General features: G+C 39.7%; 24 protein-coding genes. 4 read left to right on the plus strand and 20 right to left on the minus strand.

Annotated elements, in window-relative coordinates; translation table 11 throughout:
• The 12 genes from NMK50_RS04530 to ssb all read right to left on the minus strand — a co-directional run bounded on the left by NMK50_RS04530 (position 1) and on the right by ssb (position 9,501).
• On the minus strand, positions 1 to 1,077 hold the full coding sequence (locus NMK50_RS04530) for a major capsid protein (RefSeq protein ID WP_254769758.1): 1,077 nt from the start codon (positions 1,075 to 1,077) through the stop codon (positions 1 to 3).
• A 12-nt stretch (positions 1,078 to 1,089) separates the two neighbouring features.
• A complete protein-coding gene (locus NMK50_RS04535; protein ID WP_254769757.1) occupies positions 1,090 to 1,458 on the minus strand; it encodes a head decoration protein in 369 nt (122 codons plus the stop codon).
• On the minus strand, positions 1,455 to 1,835 hold the full coding sequence (locus tag NMK50_RS04540) for a hypothetical protein (RefSeq protein ID WP_254771148.1): 381 nt from the start codon (positions 1,833 to 1,835) through the stop codon (positions 1,455 to 1,457). Before NMK50_RS04540 ends, NMK50_RS04535 begins: the two co-directional genes overlap by 4 nt.
• The gene (locus NMK50_RS04545; protein ID WP_254771030.1) at positions 1,718 to 2,785 is read right to left on the minus strand and encodes a S49 family peptidase; all 1,068 of its coding nucleotides are present in this window, start codon (positions 2,783 to 2,785) and stop codon (positions 1,718 to 1,720) included. Before NMK50_RS04545 ends, NMK50_RS04540 begins: the two co-directional genes overlap by 118 nt.
• On the minus strand, positions 2,775 to 4,163 hold the full coding sequence (locus NMK50_RS04550) for a phage portal protein (protein WP_254771031.1): 1,389 nt from the start codon (positions 4,161 to 4,163) through the stop codon (positions 2,775 to 2,777). Before NMK50_RS04550 ends, NMK50_RS04545 begins: the two co-directional genes overlap by 11 nt.
• Complete coding sequence (locus NMK50_RS04555) at positions 4,163 to 4,411, minus strand: phage head-tail joining protein (RefSeq protein ID WP_254769754.1); 249 nt, start codon at positions 4,409 to 4,411, stop codon at positions 4,163 to 4,165. Before NMK50_RS04555 ends, NMK50_RS04550 begins: the two co-directional genes overlap by 1 nt.
• A gap of 3 nt (positions 4,412 to 4,414) precedes the next feature.
• Complete coding sequence (locus tag NMK50_RS04560; RefSeq protein WP_254771032.1) at positions 4,415 to 6,343, minus strand: phage terminase large subunit family protein; 1,929 nt, start codon at positions 6,341 to 6,343, stop codon at positions 4,415 to 4,417.
• A complete protein-coding gene (locus tag NMK50_RS04565) occupies positions 6,336 to 6,917 on the minus strand; it encodes a hypothetical protein (RefSeq protein ID WP_254769752.1) in 582 nt (193 codons plus the stop codon). The genes NMK50_RS04560 and NMK50_RS04565 overlap by 8 nt, the downstream gene beginning before the upstream one ends.
• Positions 6,918 to 7,286: 369 nt before the next feature.
• Positions 7,287 to 7,829: a hypothetical protein gene (locus tag NMK50_RS04570; RefSeq protein WP_254770920.1), complete on the minus strand. Its 543-nt coding sequence runs from the start codon at positions 7,827 to 7,829 to the stop codon at positions 7,287 to 7,289.
• Between the two features lie 42 nt (positions 7,830 to 7,871).
• Positions 7,872 to 8,192 (minus strand): hypothetical protein, encoded by a 321-nt coding sequence (locus tag NMK50_RS04575; protein WP_254771033.1) that lies wholly within the window; start codon positions 8,190 to 8,192, stop codon positions 7,872 to 7,874.
• Between the two features lie 316 nt (positions 8,193 to 8,508).
• Positions 8,509 to 9,051 carry a hypothetical protein gene (locus NMK50_RS04580; RefSeq protein WP_254770922.1) on the minus strand — a complete coding sequence of 181 codons (543 nt, stop codon included), beginning with the start codon at positions 9,049 to 9,051 and terminating at the stop codon, positions 8,509 to 8,511.
• 9 nt (positions 9,052 to 9,060) lie between these two features.
• A complete protein-coding gene (ssb, locus tag NMK50_RS04585) occupies positions 9,061 to 9,501 on the minus strand; it encodes a single-stranded DNA-binding protein (protein ID WP_254771034.1) in 441 nt (146 codons plus the stop codon).
• Positions 9,502 to 9,688: 187 nt separating this feature from the next.
• On the opposite strand from ssb, the gene NMK50_RS04590 reads away from it, so the two are divergent.
• Together NMK50_RS04590 and NMK50_RS04595 are read left to right on the plus strand one after the other, a co-directional pair.
• A complete protein-coding gene (locus tag NMK50_RS04590) occupies positions 9,689 to 9,970 on the plus strand; it encodes a type II toxin-antitoxin system RelE/ParE family toxin (protein ID WP_254769739.1) in 282 nt (93 codons plus the stop codon).
• A 17-nt stretch (positions 9,971 to 9,987) separates the two neighbouring features.
• Positions 9,988 to 10,281, plus strand: a complete 294-nt coding sequence (locus NMK50_RS04595; RefSeq protein ID WP_254771183.1) for a HigA family addiction module antitoxin — start codon at positions 9,988 to 9,990, stop codon at positions 10,279 to 10,281.
• A gap of 40 nt (positions 10,282 to 10,321) precedes the next feature.
• Here the strand turns inward: NMK50_RS04595 and NMK50_RS04600 are convergent, their stop codons facing one another.
• The 6 genes from NMK50_RS04600 to NMK50_RS04625 all read right to left on the minus strand — a co-directional run bounded on the left by NMK50_RS04600 (position 10,322) and on the right by NMK50_RS04625 (position 13,936).
• The gene (locus NMK50_RS04600; protein ID WP_254771035.1) at positions 10,322 to 10,807 is read right to left on the minus strand and encodes a hypothetical protein; all 486 of its coding nucleotides are present in this window, start codon (positions 10,805 to 10,807) and stop codon (positions 10,322 to 10,324) included.
• Between the two features lie 50 nt (positions 10,808 to 10,857).
• Entirely contained in the window at positions 10,858 to 11,373 is a 516-nt protein-coding gene (locus NMK50_RS04605; RefSeq protein WP_254771036.1) for a hypothetical protein, read from the minus strand.
• Positions 11,360 to 11,704, minus strand: a complete 345-nt coding sequence (locus tag NMK50_RS04610; RefSeq protein ID WP_254771037.1) for a hypothetical protein — start codon at positions 11,702 to 11,704, stop codon at positions 11,360 to 11,362. The genes NMK50_RS04605 and NMK50_RS04610 overlap by 14 nt, the downstream gene beginning before the upstream one ends.
• Positions 11,705 to 11,873: 169 nt before the next feature.
• Positions 11,874 to 12,380 (minus strand): hypothetical protein, encoded by a 507-nt coding sequence (locus NMK50_RS04615; RefSeq protein ID WP_254771184.1) that lies wholly within the window; start codon positions 12,378 to 12,380, stop codon positions 11,874 to 11,876.
• On the minus strand, positions 12,295 to 13,467 hold the full coding sequence (locus tag NMK50_RS04620; protein ID WP_254771038.1) for a YdaU family protein: 1,173 nt from the start codon (positions 13,465 to 13,467) through the stop codon (positions 12,295 to 12,297). The genes NMK50_RS04615 and NMK50_RS04620 overlap by 86 nt, the downstream gene beginning before the upstream one ends.
• Positions 13,460 to 13,936, minus strand: coding sequence for a crossover junction endodeoxyribonuclease RuvC (locus NMK50_RS04625; RefSeq protein ID WP_254771039.1), 477 nt, complete (start codon positions 13,934 to 13,936; stop codon positions 13,460 to 13,462). The genes NMK50_RS04620 and NMK50_RS04625 overlap by 8 nt, the downstream gene beginning before the upstream one ends.
• Positions 13,937 to 14,065: 129 nt before the next feature.
• Between NMK50_RS04625 and NMK50_RS04630 the strand changes: the two genes are divergently transcribed.
• The gene (locus tag NMK50_RS04630; RefSeq protein ID WP_254771040.1) at positions 14,066 to 14,839 is read left to right on the plus strand and encodes a hypothetical protein; all 774 of its coding nucleotides are present in this window, start codon (positions 14,066 to 14,068) and stop codon (positions 14,837 to 14,839) included.
• A 24-nt stretch (positions 14,840 to 14,863) separates the two neighbouring features.
• On the opposite strand, the gene NMK50_RS04635 is transcribed toward NMK50_RS04630, so the two are convergent.
• Both NMK50_RS04635 and NMK50_RS04640 read right to left on the minus strand, forming a co-directional pair.
• The gene (locus tag NMK50_RS04635) at positions 14,864 to 15,286 is read right to left on the minus strand and encodes a hypothetical protein (RefSeq protein WP_254771041.1); all 423 of its coding nucleotides are present in this window, start codon (positions 15,284 to 15,286) and stop codon (positions 14,864 to 14,866) included.
• Between the two features lie 17 nt (positions 15,287 to 15,303).
• Positions 15,304 to 15,663, minus strand: coding sequence for a hypothetical protein (locus NMK50_RS04640; RefSeq protein WP_254771042.1), 360 nt, complete (start codon positions 15,661 to 15,663; stop codon positions 15,304 to 15,306).
• A gap of 152 nt (positions 15,664 to 15,815) precedes the next feature.
• Between NMK50_RS04640 and NMK50_RS04645 the strand changes: the two genes are divergently transcribed.
• A complete protein-coding gene (locus NMK50_RS04645; protein ID WP_241437276.1) occupies positions 15,816 to 16,085 on the plus strand; it encodes a helix-turn-helix domain-containing protein in 270 nt (89 codons plus the stop codon).
• Positions 16,086 to 16,207 lie beyond the last annotated feature (122 nt).

Consider the following 16,207-nt stretch of genomic DNA (forward strand, 5'->3'; position numbering starts at 1 on the left):
TTATTTCCCTCCAATGACGGCTTTGAACAGCATTTCAGGACGTGTGCAAATGTAAAGCGGATAGCTGTAGACTTCAGGCTTTACCCATGCATTACGGTCATGATCGACGATTAGCATCGTGTAGAGAGGTTTTCCAACCGTATTAGCAAAATCTAAGCTTTCACCAGGTGCAAAGGTTTTCTGGAATACACCAGGCGCATTAACAGGAAAGAATTGGCATTCATCAGGCTTAATTCCTATCGCACGCTTTGTCCCAGCCTTTGCACTCACATTATAGTTATGAATACTGCGATAATTGATAAAGGTCACACCGGCAAAGTCAAAACTGCCAAAGCTCCCCGTACCAAGAGCACTTGGTGTTGCAACACCTCCTGCGCTATTGAGTGTTTGCGCTAAGGTTGTGTTTAAATAGGTTTCACGAATGGTTTTATGGTTTTTTAGTTTGGAAAAGAATTCATTCCCACAAAGTCCAATAATCCGTGAACGGTCAGAGAACGCTCCTTTTGAAGCTTCAATCATTCTCATAATGACCTGATCAACATTATCAGCAACATTGGTTGTTTCACTCTCCAGTTTAAAGTCAATTGGCTTTGGTGGTGTAATTTCCCATTCCTTGTACCAATCGACAATCACCGAACCATCAGCATCAAGGACAACACCTTGAACAGCACCAAGCTGCATATTTTCCCATGTCAATTCGATTTCAGAAATCAGTTTCTTTTGTTTTCTGGCAATATATTTCATTGCCGTCTCTAACTGATCTTCTGTGCCAAATTCACGCCGGTCTTGGATTTCTTCTGATTTCACAGTATCACTTTTGGCAATACGGGTTGTTTTAAAAAACCGAAGATTACGACTGTCTCTGTCACCTTCTGCTAAAGGGGCTCCGCGTTCACTGGTTTGAATAAGCGAAAATGTATTGTCACGCCGTTCAATACCAACCACTGTGGTGCTGGTTTCAACGTCTTCAAAAAGATTGAGAGAGCTTACAAGACCCGGTTGAAACTCATAGTTTTCAATCGCTTTCATCATTGTTATCGTTGAGAAAGCATCATGTTTAAAAAAATTCATATCCATGTGCGCATTCTCCTATCGCAACAGAATTTTATTGTTGTCTTCTAAAGACTGAATAGCTGCCATTTTTTCTTGCTCGAGTATTGCATCGGGCCAGATCAGTTCCGAAGCTTTTACAGTACTCAAACGCGCTGTAATGACGGCATGTTGTTCTTCACCTGTTGCATCAACAGTAGCATAAGAAATCCCTGCGAGCACCGCACTGCCATCTGCTGCTGCCGGATTAAGAGGGACATATTTTTCCGTTTTTGTTATCTTTCCCATGACAGTCCCCGCCTCAATGAAGGCTCCTGATGCAAATACCACTTGTTCATTTGACATGTCAGGGTCGTAGCGCCCAAGATAAGCGCCATTGCGAACATCTTCATAAATAATATGACTCATTTTATTACCTTCCAAATTGATTGCCATTTTGTATGAATTTTTGCCTTGCTCTCTCCATCAGCATGAGGAACATAAGGCGATAGTTTTAAAGAGGCGCTTTGAGAGCTAGCCTCTGTCAAGACGCACTGGCGTGCTTTCTCGATACTCATACCGTTTTGAATAGCCTTTGCGGCATCGAAAGAAACGCTGAGGCGCTTTGCTTGCCTTTCAAGGGTTGTCAGGGCTTGAGCGCGCTTTCTTTCTTGTTCAAGGATGGCTTTTATGTTTTCGCGCTTGTCCTCATTGTCTTCATCCTCCTCTTCGTCTTCGTTGTCGTCAAAGATTTCGGCGTTTTTATCGATGTCGTGATCATTTTCATCCTCTTCTTCATCGAGGATGTCGACAATCCTTTCATCATCTTCTTGTTGGGCGCGATATTGTGTGCGTGCCATGTGTTTTGTCCTTCTTTTGCTGTTACTGTTGGGTTTGGTGAGATGAAATCCGTTAAGGATTCCAAAGCTTGCGCAAGAGTGCCTTGCGCATCTGCTAATCCAAGCGCGATAGCTTGGGTGCCTATAAAAGTTTCTGCCTTTGTGTCACGAATAGCATCAGTATTCAGGGGTCTATTTTGTGCTACCCAATCGACAAACATTTCGTAGAGCAGGGCGCAATCTGCTTGCATTTTTTTAAGCGCGGTATCAGCCAATGGTTCGTGAGGATTACCATGAACCTTGTGATCACCTTCAAAGACAAAGGTCCATTTAAGCCCTTGTTTTTCATCGGCGCTTGATTGGTCAAGATGTGCACAAACCACCCCAATTGAGCCGACAACGCCTGTGCGAGCAACCCATATTTGCGAAGCAGAACAGGCAATGGCATAAGCAGCAGAACAGGCAAATTCATTGGCATGCGCCCAAAGTGGTTTCTGATGGTGTTGTGAGAGTGCTTGGAATTCTTCAACCAAATCAAACACCCCGCCGGCTTCTCCACCACCACTGTCAATATCGAGCAAAACAGCTCGGACATCAGGTTGTTTAATGGCTTCACGAAAGGAGGCGCTTAAGCCTTCATAAGAGGTTAACCCTGAAAGGGCACCAAGCCATGCACCGCGGCGCACCAGTGTGCCATGAACAGGTAGGATGGCAACATTATTGCGCACCACGTAACTCTCAGGTGGTTTGAAAGATGCGCTAGCCCCTTGCGAAAAAGCCTGAGGGGTAAACTTTTCTCCAGCAAAAAGACGCGGTGCAAGAGCATTAAGAATGACATCAAGCTTTGTCGAGGCAAGCATATGTGGAACACCAAAAAGCCGTGATACTAAAAACGGCATGTCAAGATTATTGGTCATTTTTGTGCGCCTCACTGCCTTGGTTGCTTTCATAAGTCTCAGAAGGATCTGAATCTGTGAAATTCGTCGTTTGATTTTCACCAGAGGGTGCCGCCATATCGGTATCAAAAGATAAACCACGGGCGCGAGCATCGGTGTGCTCTTCTTCAAGTTCGGCATGAATGCTGTCGATATCAAAACCCCGTTCGGCAAGTGCCATTCGTCGTGTTTTTAAACCGGCGCGAATTTCTTCTTTTTCTGCCGAGATATCTTTGTTTGGATCAATCATTTCAAGCGGGGGCGCAAAGCTTTCACATTGAAGCCATGGCAAGGGATTTTCTTCCCATCCCGGTAATTTTACGCATCCAGCAAGGACAGCCATTTCCACAAAGCGCTCCCAGACAATACGGTTGAATTGAAAGGCTTCATAAGAACCACCAACTTCAACAGGATTTGAAAATTTTATCTCTCTATTCTCTCCTAAATAAAATGATCCACCTGGTTCAATGACAGGTAATTCGGATTCTTCTTCAACGTCTTTTTCGTTACGATTATCAAGTAATTTGGCGTCGTTTGGGGGATTTCTTGAGATAAATGCCGCGAAAAGAGCTGCTGTTCTTTTTCGATCAAGCTCTGCATCATCATAGGATTCCAGTTGAAAGATCTTTGTCATACTGCGTGTTATTTTAGGAGAACCGCGCAATTGTCCGGCAATACGGCGCTCTTTGATATGAAGGACCATTCTTGCGGGGATACGCACGCGCTCTTGGCTCTTAAATGCACTGTTTGCAGGGCAATCATCATAGGGGTGGTATTCCCAGAAATGATAAGCAACACGCTTGCCACTGGCATCAAATTCAATACCCATACGAATGTAATTGCCTTTAATTTCCGCAGGTCCATTGTAAGTGAGGTCCAGCATTTCGGTTGGATAGATTTGTAATTGAAGAGGCACCCCAGAGCGTCCATAAAGGTCAACATAATGCAGTCTTACAAAACATTCGCCGGTTAAAAAGACTTCTCGTGCAATTGTTGCTTGCAGACCATAAAAGCTCGCATCCTCATCATAATCCGCCTCATCAACCCATTGCCACCATAAGTCTAAAAGCTTTTTCTTTTCTTCTTGAAACCCTTCAATGCGAGGATAAGGTTTAATCCCATCACTCACAGCTGCGGAAACCCATTCTTCTGTTGCCGAGCCATAAAGAGATTCAGTGTCATAAAGCCATCTTGAACGAGCAGTAATGGTATCACCGCATTCTTCAATTGCTTTATTGATGTGTTTTTTTGCGGGGTCAAACCCACCCATGCGACGGCTTTTGCTTGCAGCCTCAAAAGGCGGATTGTGTTGACGAGAAATTTTAAAAAAGTCCGTGAGTTTATTGATAAAGCCAGCCATTAATAGCCTCGTGATATATTAAAATAGAAAACACGTGAACGCTTGCGTCCTTCAAGGTTGGCTATTTGTGTATTCAGCATCTCAAGTGCTCTGCGCAATTCTTCAACAGAACGGTTGCTTACTTGCTTATCGCCATGACGCACTGATTGTGCTCCCGAATAGAGAGCCTCTTCAATTTGTTCGCGCCGCCTTTTTAAACTTTCCAGTCTGTCAGTTTTGCTGTTTATTTGCTTCAATTCTTCATCCACAAATTACCTCCAATCCCCTTGCATATAAGGGCTGATCACCATTCTGATTTTTTTCTTTTGAGGCTGTGCTGCCTGTGTTCTTTTGGGAGAAGTGGATGAAGAAATCCCTGATGTTGGCTGCTCTAAAGAAGCGTCAACTTTAAGTTTTTCCAAACGCTCTTCTAAGATATCAACTTCTCGATTAAGATTTATTCCTGCCGAAATTAGCCCCTGTAAAGCGGCATAAGCATAGACCCTACAATCCAAAGCCTCGTTTCTTGCTTTCTCACTTTTTTGCCATTCTATGCGCTTGAAGCCTTTAAAATATTTGATGACTTTTCTTTCAGCCGTGAGCTGGTCAAAATATTCCCGATCAAGGCTTTTATGAAAGTGTGTTGCACCAGCCCCCGATGCTTCAGGACCGGATTTTTTTAATCGTGCCGTGATAATATCTTTTGCTGCATCAACACCAACAATAGAGAGATTAATCTGTCCTTTATTGTTTCTGCTTGGACGGCGTGGCCATACCGCACGCCATCCCGCCTGTCCTTTAATTCCCCAGATGCGTCGTCCTTCACGGGGGCGTACATAATTGTAAACGGCTTGTGTATGTCCACCACCGGTATCAATACAAGCCGCTGTTATTCTGATGCCATCTTTGTAACCAGGGTGTGACCAGCGTCTTGTCAGATATTCATCCAGTTGGTCCCATACTTCAAAAGAAGATGGATCACCGGGAATGACTTGATAATCAATGTGCCAGCTTTCTTCACCACGCCCCCATCCAACCACTTCAAGCTCTAAGCGGTCGTTTTGCACATCGATGCCGGCGGTCAATAACACGGCTTGCGGCGGTGCAATGGGATAATCTTCGCGTTTTGCATAGAGGCTATCAGGATCAACAACGTCACCTGTTCTGTCCTCCCATGGCTCTCCAAGCACTGTGTTAACAAAAGGTTGCAAAAGCGCTGGATCATCTTTCGCTTCTAAAAACTCTCTTGCGCATTCTCCCCACGTTAGCCAAGGTGAATAGAGTGCCGAAATATGATAAGAGCGTAAATTCGGTCTCGTTGATTCACTTGTAGGAACCCAGCACGCACCTCTGTCCTCACTCATGAGATCAGTTTTTCTGTGCTCGGCATGTTCATGACCACAATGGGCACAAACAAAAACAGCTTTTTCGGGGGCACCTTTCGGCCACTTGATTTGCGACCAAACAATGGGCTGTAGAACCCCACACTTATCACAAGGGACGTTGTAATATCTTTGATCACCAAGCACGAAATCTTTGGCAATACGGCTTGTGTCACGGTGTGTTGGCGTGGACAATTTAAAAATCTTTCTCTGCACAAAGGTTGAGGTACGCTTTTCGGCAATCATCACGGGATCACCTTCGTTATCCACACTGAGAGGATAGGCATCAACTTCATCCAAAATCAGATAACGAATAGGCATGGAACGCAAACCAGCAGCACTGTTTGCTCCGGTAAGCATCAATGCTCCCCCATCAAATTCTTTCGAAAACATTGTATTTCCGCTGTCGCGTGCACGGGCAGGGGCAATGCGTTCACTTAAAACAGGGCTTGCCATAATCATTGGATCAAGACGCGTTTTTGACAGTTTCTTCGCGGTCTCGACAGTAGGCATCACATAAAGAGCGGGTCCCGGACTATAATGAATAGCATAACCGCAGAAGTTCAATCCTGCTTCAGACATTCCAATTTGCGCTCCTTTCATGACACTTGTTGTTTCAATTGGCATGTAAGAGGAAAGGTTATCCATGATTTCGCGCAAATAAGGGGTACGCTTTGTTCTCCACAATCCAGGCTCTGCACTTGCTACGGTGCTAAGGTATCTATTCTTATCCGCCCATTGCGAAACCGTGTACGGTGGATCTGGTTGTCGTGCGTCATTGGCATAGGCGAAAAATTCTTTGATTGCATTTTCATCCATTATTCGTTTCTTGCAAGATTTCTAACTCCGGAGAATGAGGATCATGAAAAGGCACTGGAATGTTAACTGCCTCAAGCAAAGCTGTTCTCATGTAATAATCAATGGCACCAATAAGGCTCGCCGCATCACATCCCACTTGTGCTGCAATGCTTGCACCGAAACGGTGAGGAAATTTTAACATGGCATCACGGTGTGCTCTTCCAAATTCACGCGCTGCTTTTTTCATTTCTTCACGGTCAACAGTTGTTTCGCGTAACTTTTCCAGAGCAATCTTCTCTCTTTCAAGTGCAACTTGCATTCTCTCCAGTTTGATCTTGTATTCGTTGGCTCCATCTGTTGAAGCTTTTTTGATCTTTGTCCGCCGTTGTCCATCAGGTGCTAAAAGTGAAGCAGTGCGCTTTGTAGGATTCTCATTCCATATCGCTGTTGCAAGGGTTTCATCAATTGAACCATCTTCAAAAAGAGCAGCATCAAATTTGCCTGTTTTAATCCGAGAAACCACCGCATTATGCGACACACCCATCTTCTTGGCAAAAGCGCGAACCGAGAGACCTTCACGATGCTTCTTGTTCATTCAAAATTTCTCCTTGACTTCTTCTATGCCCGAAGAAGTAAGACGGCGTATCAGGATAAAGAGAGTTTTACATCACAAACTGAAAAACAAGCTATCAATGGGATAAGGAAACATTTCACATATTGTACAGTACACATATTGAAATCGTTATTTATCAATGGGTTATGTGTACAATGTACAGTCAATTTAAAAAATTCTAACGCTAGCGATAGTTCGCGCTGTCCTGCCCCGCAACACTCCCAACCCGCTGGAAAGTACCTTTTGCATTGATTTTATTGCATTTTTTATGGAAAAAGCCAAAGTGTAAGTGATAATTTTCTTTAAAAATTACAATTAAAGTGAGTAGTGTGTTTACATAGCTTAAAAACATTATTTCTTTTTCTTGTTAGCGGCATATTTTTGACGATCAAGTTGTCTCTGGATATTTTTGATTAATCTCTCATTGGCATATTGTGTAATAGTATTTGCAATTTCTGGCTTGGACATTACTCTAGCAATTGATGGTCCTTCTTGTTTTGCAATAGGGAATTGATCACCATCGGCTCTTTGAAAAACATTGTTGCCCATTTTTAATTCAACACGCTTTGGAAAACTCCCACCTCGAATAAAAGCATGGGGTAAGATTTCTTTCTTGCCAAACATTGTGTAGGTCACACCATGTTTTGTTTCTCTTGCTTTAAAAAATTTAAGAGGTATCGGTGTTCCAGAGCCAATGATATCTGTCTCGAGAAGCTGTGCTGTAGCTTTTCCTTTAATATAAACACCTTTCTTGATACGCTTTGATTTTGCTGATGTAAGTTCAGAAACTTTCTTTTCGGCAAAGCGCTCCACTTGTTTTGCTGCAGTATTTACAGCATTACACAAAGCCCAATTCAGGCGTGGTGCTTGAAGACTTGTAAAGGTATCTTTCATTTGTTGAAGATACCATTTTTGGTGGATAATTAATTTCAACTTCTAAGCCTTTTTTGGAGTAGATGTTGCTGGCTTAGAAACTTTAGATGTTTTGGTTTGTTTGGGTGTGTTTTCCTCTACCACTGCTTCAGTTGATGTTTGGACCTTTTCATTTTCTTCTTTTTCAACCTTTTCACTTGTCTTATCAGGTTTTGCATTTGTTTTGCTTTCAACAAAAGGTTTTGCAGCATTGGCACGCTTGAGACGAGCATAGAGTTGATTTGAAACTTCAACAAAAGGGGTATTTTGTGTAGAAGGTTCAAAACGAACGGTGCTTTTATTGTCGCCAACGACACAGATTGGTTTAGTGATGACAGTTTTCATTATTGCTCCTTTTGAGGAATGATTTAATGACATCATGCGTCAAATATTGATATTTACACTGTGAAAAATGGACAAGCCGGAATTACCAAGAAAACAGGGCTCTCTAGCCCTATTTCAGGTACATATTTTACTAAATTTTTAGGGAACATTTTTGAATTTTAGACGCAATACGACTAGTGCAGTATTGTCATTAAATAGGATTTTTTACACGATGTCAACAGAAAAAATCATCATCTAGTGTTTTTTTATTTTTTTAATCAAAATCTGGTGTTTTTAGAAAGAAGTTACCATTCATATTCAAGATGCCGCTTGACGACTACCGGTTTTGCGTAAAATGTTTGTGAAGCGCATCAAGTACAATACAGAGTGAATTAACAAGATGCGGTAGCATTTGATCTTCTATAACAAGGCATTGTAACGCAGCATAAAAATTGTGTTGGCGATATAGATATTGTGCTTCTTTTATTGCCTCTTGCATATTTAAAAACCGCTCTGTAGTAAGTTTTACCCATTTCTCTCTTGCACCATCATCAGAAGTTGTAGGCATTTCATTATAAACAGCATTAGGTAACGCTTTTGCACAGAGGTAATTGTTTTTCACTTCAAGGTACTTTTGTGCAGCCTCATATTGATCTTGAGTAAGTTGACCTTGCAAATAAAGCCGCCCGATATAGGTACCAGCAAGTGGATTTTTGGCATCTTCTATGGACAAACCAAAGCGTTTAGCACGCATTTCTATAGCCAATTGATCAACAGGTTTACGCGGTGTTTTTGCTCTTGAGATGCGTCCATTTGGTTCTCTTACACATCCCTTAATTCGTGGACGTCCACGTTTTGCTCGTTTCTTTTTCTTTGTCATATTTTTCAATCAGAATGGAATAGCATCATTGACAGATTTGCCGTAATCAGCAGCTCCTGAAGCGGCGGCATAACTTTGGGAAGTGACAGGTGAAGAAGATTGCTCTTTCTTTGCATTAAGTAAATACAACTCGCCTTTGAACTGTGGCAAGACAATCTCTATTGCAAGATGTTCACTACCATTTCTATCTTTCCATTTGCGCGTTTGTAATTTGCCTTCTACATAGACCTTTGAACCTTTATTGAGATACTGAAGAGCAATTTTTGCCAGATGTGGATTAAAAATGACGATAGAATGCCATTCCGTTTTGTCGACTCTTTTATTGGTTGCCTTATCAGTATAGCTCTCAGAAGTAGCCATACGAAAATTAACTACCTCAGTCCCATTATTCATTGTTTTGCTTTCGGGATTAGCCCCCAAATGCCCAATTAGCATCACTTTGTTCAGCATGTTTTTTTACCTTAAATTTGTGCTTTAATACGTGCTAAATCTTAGCATAATTTTTAATATTATTCAATATTCTCAATTATTAATAACACTTTTTTAAAGTATTATATTATGTTTTATAGCATTCTTTAATAAAGATCAATTGACATAAGTGCATGGTGTATAGTATCAAGTACCAAAAGGGAAATATATGGCTATTGTTAGTTTTAAGCATAAAGGGTTGAAAATCTTTTTCGAAAAAGGGTCTTGCAAAGGTATACAACCCACTCATGCTAAAAAATTAGCAAATATTTTGGTAATTTTAGATACGATATCAGCTCCTGAACAAGTAACCCTAAAATCGTATCGTCTCCATGAACTTACAGGCGATTTAAAAGGTTATTGGTCAATGCGTGTCAATGCCAATTGGCGGGTTACCTTTCGTTTCATTGGGACAGATGTTGAACTTGTTGATTATCAAGATTATCATTGATTTTTTGAGGTATTATGATGATGTACAATCCTCCGCACCCTGGTGGTATTTTGAAAGAAGAGTTGCTTGATGAATTAGGATTAACAGTAACAGAAGCTGCAAATCGTCTTGGTGTTGCGCGTTTAACTTTATCACGCGTCTTAAATTGTCATGCAGCAATTAGTATCAATCTAGCTTTACGGTTAGAAAAAGCGGGGTTAAATGATGCGGAATTTTGGCTTAAATTGCAACAAAAGCATGATCTTTGGCAAGCGCGTCATAACAGCCCAATTCCACATATTTCACCTTTAGAGCAAGCAGGGCATCTTTAAAAATTAATATCTACTCTGTCCTAAACCCCACTTAGCTTCTCTAGCTTTTAAGCTTTTCAAAAGACAAAACTTCTATATAGGTTTTGTAGTTCTTATGGTAACCAAAATATCGCATACCATCGTTTGTTTTAGTTAAATCCAAAAACCTGCAAGACCTTCTCATATTTTCAGTTAAATCGCAGACAATATAGCAAAATACAGGAACATTTTGAGATGGTGGTATTGGACATCCATCTACCGTGAAAGCCTCACCTTTACGAACTTTTTCTAAATAATCAAAAACATGCGTAACTGGGCTTTTATCCATTGGATCTCTTTCATTTTTTGTTGGTTGTTCGATATTTACGATTATAATGGATTCAAGTGGAAAAGACTTGGTTTCAGAAACTAAAAAAGGACCGTCATATATATGCTTAAAGTCATAAAAATCAGTTTTTATAAAACCATTATTTTTTTTCAGATGGACCTCAAGCATATCAAGGAGAACCTTAGTATTTCCATCAGATTGAGGTATTAATTTGTTCACTGAATTCTCCTGTATAGATAACGAAAACTCTATCAAAATCGGAAATTTTACTATGGCTTTTTAATGGAGCACTGTAGTGTGTAAATAGATATATTTATTAAACTGCGTGTACGCAAAATAAGAAAGAATACACAAACTAAAAGAGAATACCAAAGAGCAATATCTGAGTACCAAAGTACACTATCCAATGAAAAAGAAAAATTATGTTCCACGTACTGAGAAATGACGGGCAAAGAAATTGTTTCTTTATAACTATTTGGAAAACTTAAAACGACAAGCGCTAAAGTTATGAGCTTTAAGAGCCTATGCATATATTGTTGTAAATCACGTGTTAATCTCTGCCAACCTGTTGTATTGCCGCATTTATATTTTGGATTGTTTTGTAATTCATAAGGAATATGAGAATTGCATAAAATTGCAAAAACAATTGTTACTATTACCAAAGAAACAGACGCGAATGTCAAAATAGTCTGAATAAAGTCAATATTTTTTCTTATTCCTAAAAAACATAAAAATATAAAACTTATAACGCCCAACAAGGCTCTTAGCTGCTTATCTGTAAACATATTCATTTCCTGTGTTTTTTGATAATTTTTTGATCTCTCTGTTAATTTCATCTATGAGGGGCTCAAGGTTGAGAACGCTTTTAGGCACAGCACCACCATATAGCCATGCTTTCACTTGCGCTTTGGTACTGTAATCTGCATTTTCTGGTATTTCATGATATTGCCCACCATCAAATTCCTCATATTCTCTTGCGCCATCTTCATATTCATAAAGGTTATAAAAATACTCTGTAACCCCTAATCCCCATGGTGCATGCCCTCTTGCTGTTGCAACAAACTTTTTTTGCGGTTGTTTACGCTTTGTTAAAAAGAGATCTTTAAAAATTCTCATGCTTTTATTCCATAATTTTACCACTTGGTCTATTTGCCTCAAAATTGACTGTACAAAGTGTTTTTAGATTTTTATGTGATCAACATCAAAAAATCTCTAAATCGCTTTGTAATGTGCCTTTTTATCGATTTAAACACATATCTAATCACAAAATGATCAGCATTTTTCACTATTTTGCTATCTCGTCTTCAAGACCCTTTAAAACTTCACTCAGCTCTTTTTGAAGCTTTTCTAAGCGCTCTGGTGCTATAGGTGTCTCTTTTTCCTTGTCCTGTCTCTCAGGTCTTTGAAGGTACCTAAGTATTTGATCGACACTCATGCGTATACCGTTTTCAAGCCTTTCACAGTAACCATAAAAATCGGCTGTTGATGGCATAAAAGTTGCGTTTAAACCTTCTGCTTTGCCTTTCAAAGCGTTCTTTGTTGCCGTTTGCAATGCCCAGCTGCTTATACCGTCCAGCGTGTAAAAATACGCAAGCGCTGTTGATTTTTCATCATATTCTGATGGGCTTTTGAGACCATTCGACAACACAAGATACGTGGTTTTGATTTCCTCTTCCGTTGCTTTGTTCTCAAGTTCTTTCAACGCATCATTGGCTAGTGAGGTAATTCGCTCCGCTTCTGCAATCGAGGGTTTTTGTCCCGGTAACCAAAGGAATGGTGGTTCTTTCGTCATCACCGAATAAAAACTTGTACGCACTGTCTGAATTTTTGATATCGGACATATATTGTGCAACTCGATAAGATTTGCCACGCTGTTGTTCTGTTTGTGCAATATTGGGTTTTCCATAGTTTCTTCCTTTCGTTAAATCATCAATAGCCCTTCGTACCCAATTGCGCCACGTTGCTTGCCAATCCGTTTTGGTCGCATCCTTACCTGTCTTGGCTTTCCAATAATCTCGAAACTTTGCGATTTCGACTTTCACACGCTCTGGAGGCAAGCCCTCTGCAATTGCGAAATCGTAATCCGGTTCAAAATCATCAGGCAATCGACAGCCTCGATTGGCTTTAGACCGTTTTGCTTTTTTGGGAATGTTTTCTTGCTCGTGAATAGCAGGTTGATCCTCTGCCACCGTTTCGATTGCATCTGCTCGCTTTTCGCAATCATGGTCTTCTGAAGGCTCGTCAACCTGTTCGTTTGTTTTTAAATCTTCAAAATCGTTTTCTTTTTTTGCTAACACGATAGTGTTAGTTTTTTTATTATAACTGTTAATGTTAGTGTTATTGTTTATGTTATATATATAGGCATCATCAAGCATATCATAAGCATCATGCTTAGCATCCTTAAGCATACTTTTAGCATCATGCTTAACAACTTTAGCATCATTTTTAGCATCATTTTCAGTATTTTCAGGGGCTTTAGCATGATCACAAGCATCATTTTTATGTTTATTCCATCTTGCTATCGCTGCTTTTTGTGCTCTCTCTGATAATCTCTTTGATCGAGATGTTTTTGATACCTTATCTAAATTCCCATTAGAGTTGTTGAATTCTTCTTCAACATCTAAATTCCATAAACGACCATCTTCCAGACGTATGATATGCCCCATACTTAATAAAACGTCCAAAGCTTTCACAAATGTTTTTACTGAATAACCAGTGTAATGAGCTAAAACTTTAAGATTGTTTACAAGGGGCTCTCCCGTGTGCAACATTTGCAACCGCAGGCGCATATAAACGTTGCCTTCAATTGAAGGTAAACAAGCGAGATTAATTACCCACTTGTCTGCAAATAACCTCGTCCACGGTAATTTACTAGACATGTATACCCCCTTCTTTCATTAAATATAAAATTGCTAAAGCATCCGCTTCATTATCATCTTTAGGCTTATGTCCCTTTGCACATATCGCCTGTATTATCTCTTCTTTTGAGGCATTTCCTTTTCCTGTCGTTACTTTCTTAATTGTGCCAACAGGGATGCCTTCATAAGGTATTTCATGATGTTCACACCAAGCTGTTAAATGACCTAGGAAACCACCGTAAACATGCGCCGCATCAGTACCAACATGCCGGCGCACCTCTTCAAAATACACAGCATCAATACCACCGGCTGTTGCCTTCATTTCTGTAAGCCATTGTTTAAAGCGCAGATAACGCATACCACCGCCTTCAAAACGGCGTGGTTGAAAATTGACCGTGCCACTAAAGATGTGACCATCCACACCACGTATTGCCCAGCCTGTTGTGGTACCTAGATCAAGGCAAAGAATGGTTGGTGCGTTAGTGATCATAATCCCCCCTTAAGGCTGTTGTGTATTTATACGTGCGCTATGACAGAGCGCGTTGCGATTGGCTGTCTTGAAAAAATGTTTGTAAAAAAGTAACCTCCCAACGATTCTAAAAAAGTGGGGAGGGGAAAGATGCAAGAATGGATAAAGATATTTCTTACTGGTTGTGTATCATTTGCTGTGTCGCTTTCGGTAGCGCTTATTTTAAGAAATAAAGACCGTAAAGAAGCGGCTAAGATCCGCAAAGATGATTTAGAAAAAGCTGCAAAAAAACGAGAAGAAGATAGGGAATGGATAACCAAGCAATTTGCAGAAAGCCAAGAACAGACGATAGCCCTTAAAGAGCAAGCGATATCGACAAAAGATCTTGCCAAATGGTCAGAAGAACATATTAAAATTTTGTTAGATAATAAAAGAGTAGAGGATTTAGGAACGCCACCTTCCATATATATAACTGGACCCCATTTGCCAACAAAAGGCAAGTGGACGCTTCTTTGTTTAAAGATAAAAAACAATGCACAAACTGCCATCCACGTTTTAAATATAAAGCTAAAAGATGGTTCTCGCTTTATTCTTGGATATGGCATCATATACAAACCTGAAACAGGATGGCGGCAAATGCAATCATCATATGTTAATCCTGATGCCAAACCAATATCACACAAATCACGTGGCCGCTGTGAGGAAGCAGAGAATTTTCGAACAGGACAAGAAGTCGATGTTAATATTTCCATAGCTCCCTCAGAAGGTAAGTACACAAGAATCCTTATTGTTGTGGCAGCACGTGAAGAAGATATAAAAGACCAAGTTACTTTAATCATTACCCACACATCCCCACTGCAACCAGAAACAACAATGACTGTAACTACACAAACCGACCTCATAGACTTTAAAAAATTGGATTAACTCACTTAGGCAAACGTTTTTATGCTACGATTTATTGATTTGATTTCTTTTTTTGATGACTTCATCCCTTAAAAGATCAAGCCTTAAGATATCAAGCTTATCTTTGACTAAGATCATAAACAAGATCAGATCATTTAAGCGATAAAAAGATAACAACTCTTGAGAAAAATAATTATCAAACCAAGTTGTAAAAGCTTGCGTAAACACAGATGAAAACCATTGATTAAAATCATTGTATGGCAATAACGGAAAATAATTTCTATCATCACGCGCAAAGATACTATACAGCATATAGACAAAATAACCTGTTGATGAGGGATTTATTCTTGTTTCAAAACGTGCATCTTGAGGCGAACGGACACCATAATATATGGTTGCCTCTCCAATATTATTAACAAGATCAATCAACTGGACTTTGCTTATAGTGATATGTGGTTCATCTATCATCTCTTAATCTTTCTTCTTTAAGAGTGTGAATTGGGTTGGTGTGATGTGCTACGTTGTTTGGGTGATTTTACACGAACAGACAAATCATCAACAAATGCGGGAGTTGAAGACAATTTTTCTACCTCCAACAAATTTTGCAAACGTTCAGGATAGAAAAAATCTTCCGGACGCAGGTCGATGTTATGTTGATCGGCATAGTTTAGAAGTATTACTTGATATTTAGCCGGAATTATTCCACCCTTACCTTCCCGTTTTTCAAGAGGATAAGCCCATTTTCTAACCACAATAACATTGCGATTAATAATATTAGCAACCTTTTGATATCCACCAAGATACGCAATTATAAATTTTGCTGTTTCTGTATATGTTTTTATCATGGCAATAAAATACGATATAAGTAACTTTTAGTCAATACGATAAACGTATTTTCTTATTTTTTAATATTGTAAGGTTTTTTAAAATGAGAAATAACTTAAGTATGGTTAAACAAAGAGAGCTAAAAATTTGGATAAAGCAAGAGCTCGACAAAATGGGCCGCGGAAGTCAAGCAAAACTTGCAGCCCATCTTGGAGTGCGTAGACCAGCTATATCTAATATTGTCAATCTTGATCCCAATAAAGAAATGAGAGACGTTAAAGCTGATGAACTAGTAAAGATTATGGAGTTTTTTAAAGATTCCTCACCTGTTTCTGGATTATGTTCTGATGATTTTCTTTATTTGTATTCTCAAGCGAATGATTCTGAAAAAAAGATTGTTGAGGATCTTTTAAAATCTTTGCTCGCAGCACGAAATCCATAAAAGCTCTTTTTTCGCTTTCAGTTAACTTATTTAGCATTGAAGATAGCCGCTTTTTTCTTTTAATTTCCAACATAACGTCCCCGTTTATATTTAATGATAATAATCATGTGGATTATAAACAT

The sequence above is a fragment of the Bartonella harrusi genome (genome assembly GCF_024297065.1).
GTDB lineage: Bacteria > Pseudomonadota > Alphaproteobacteria > Rhizobiales > Rhizobiaceae > Bartonella > Bartonella harrusi.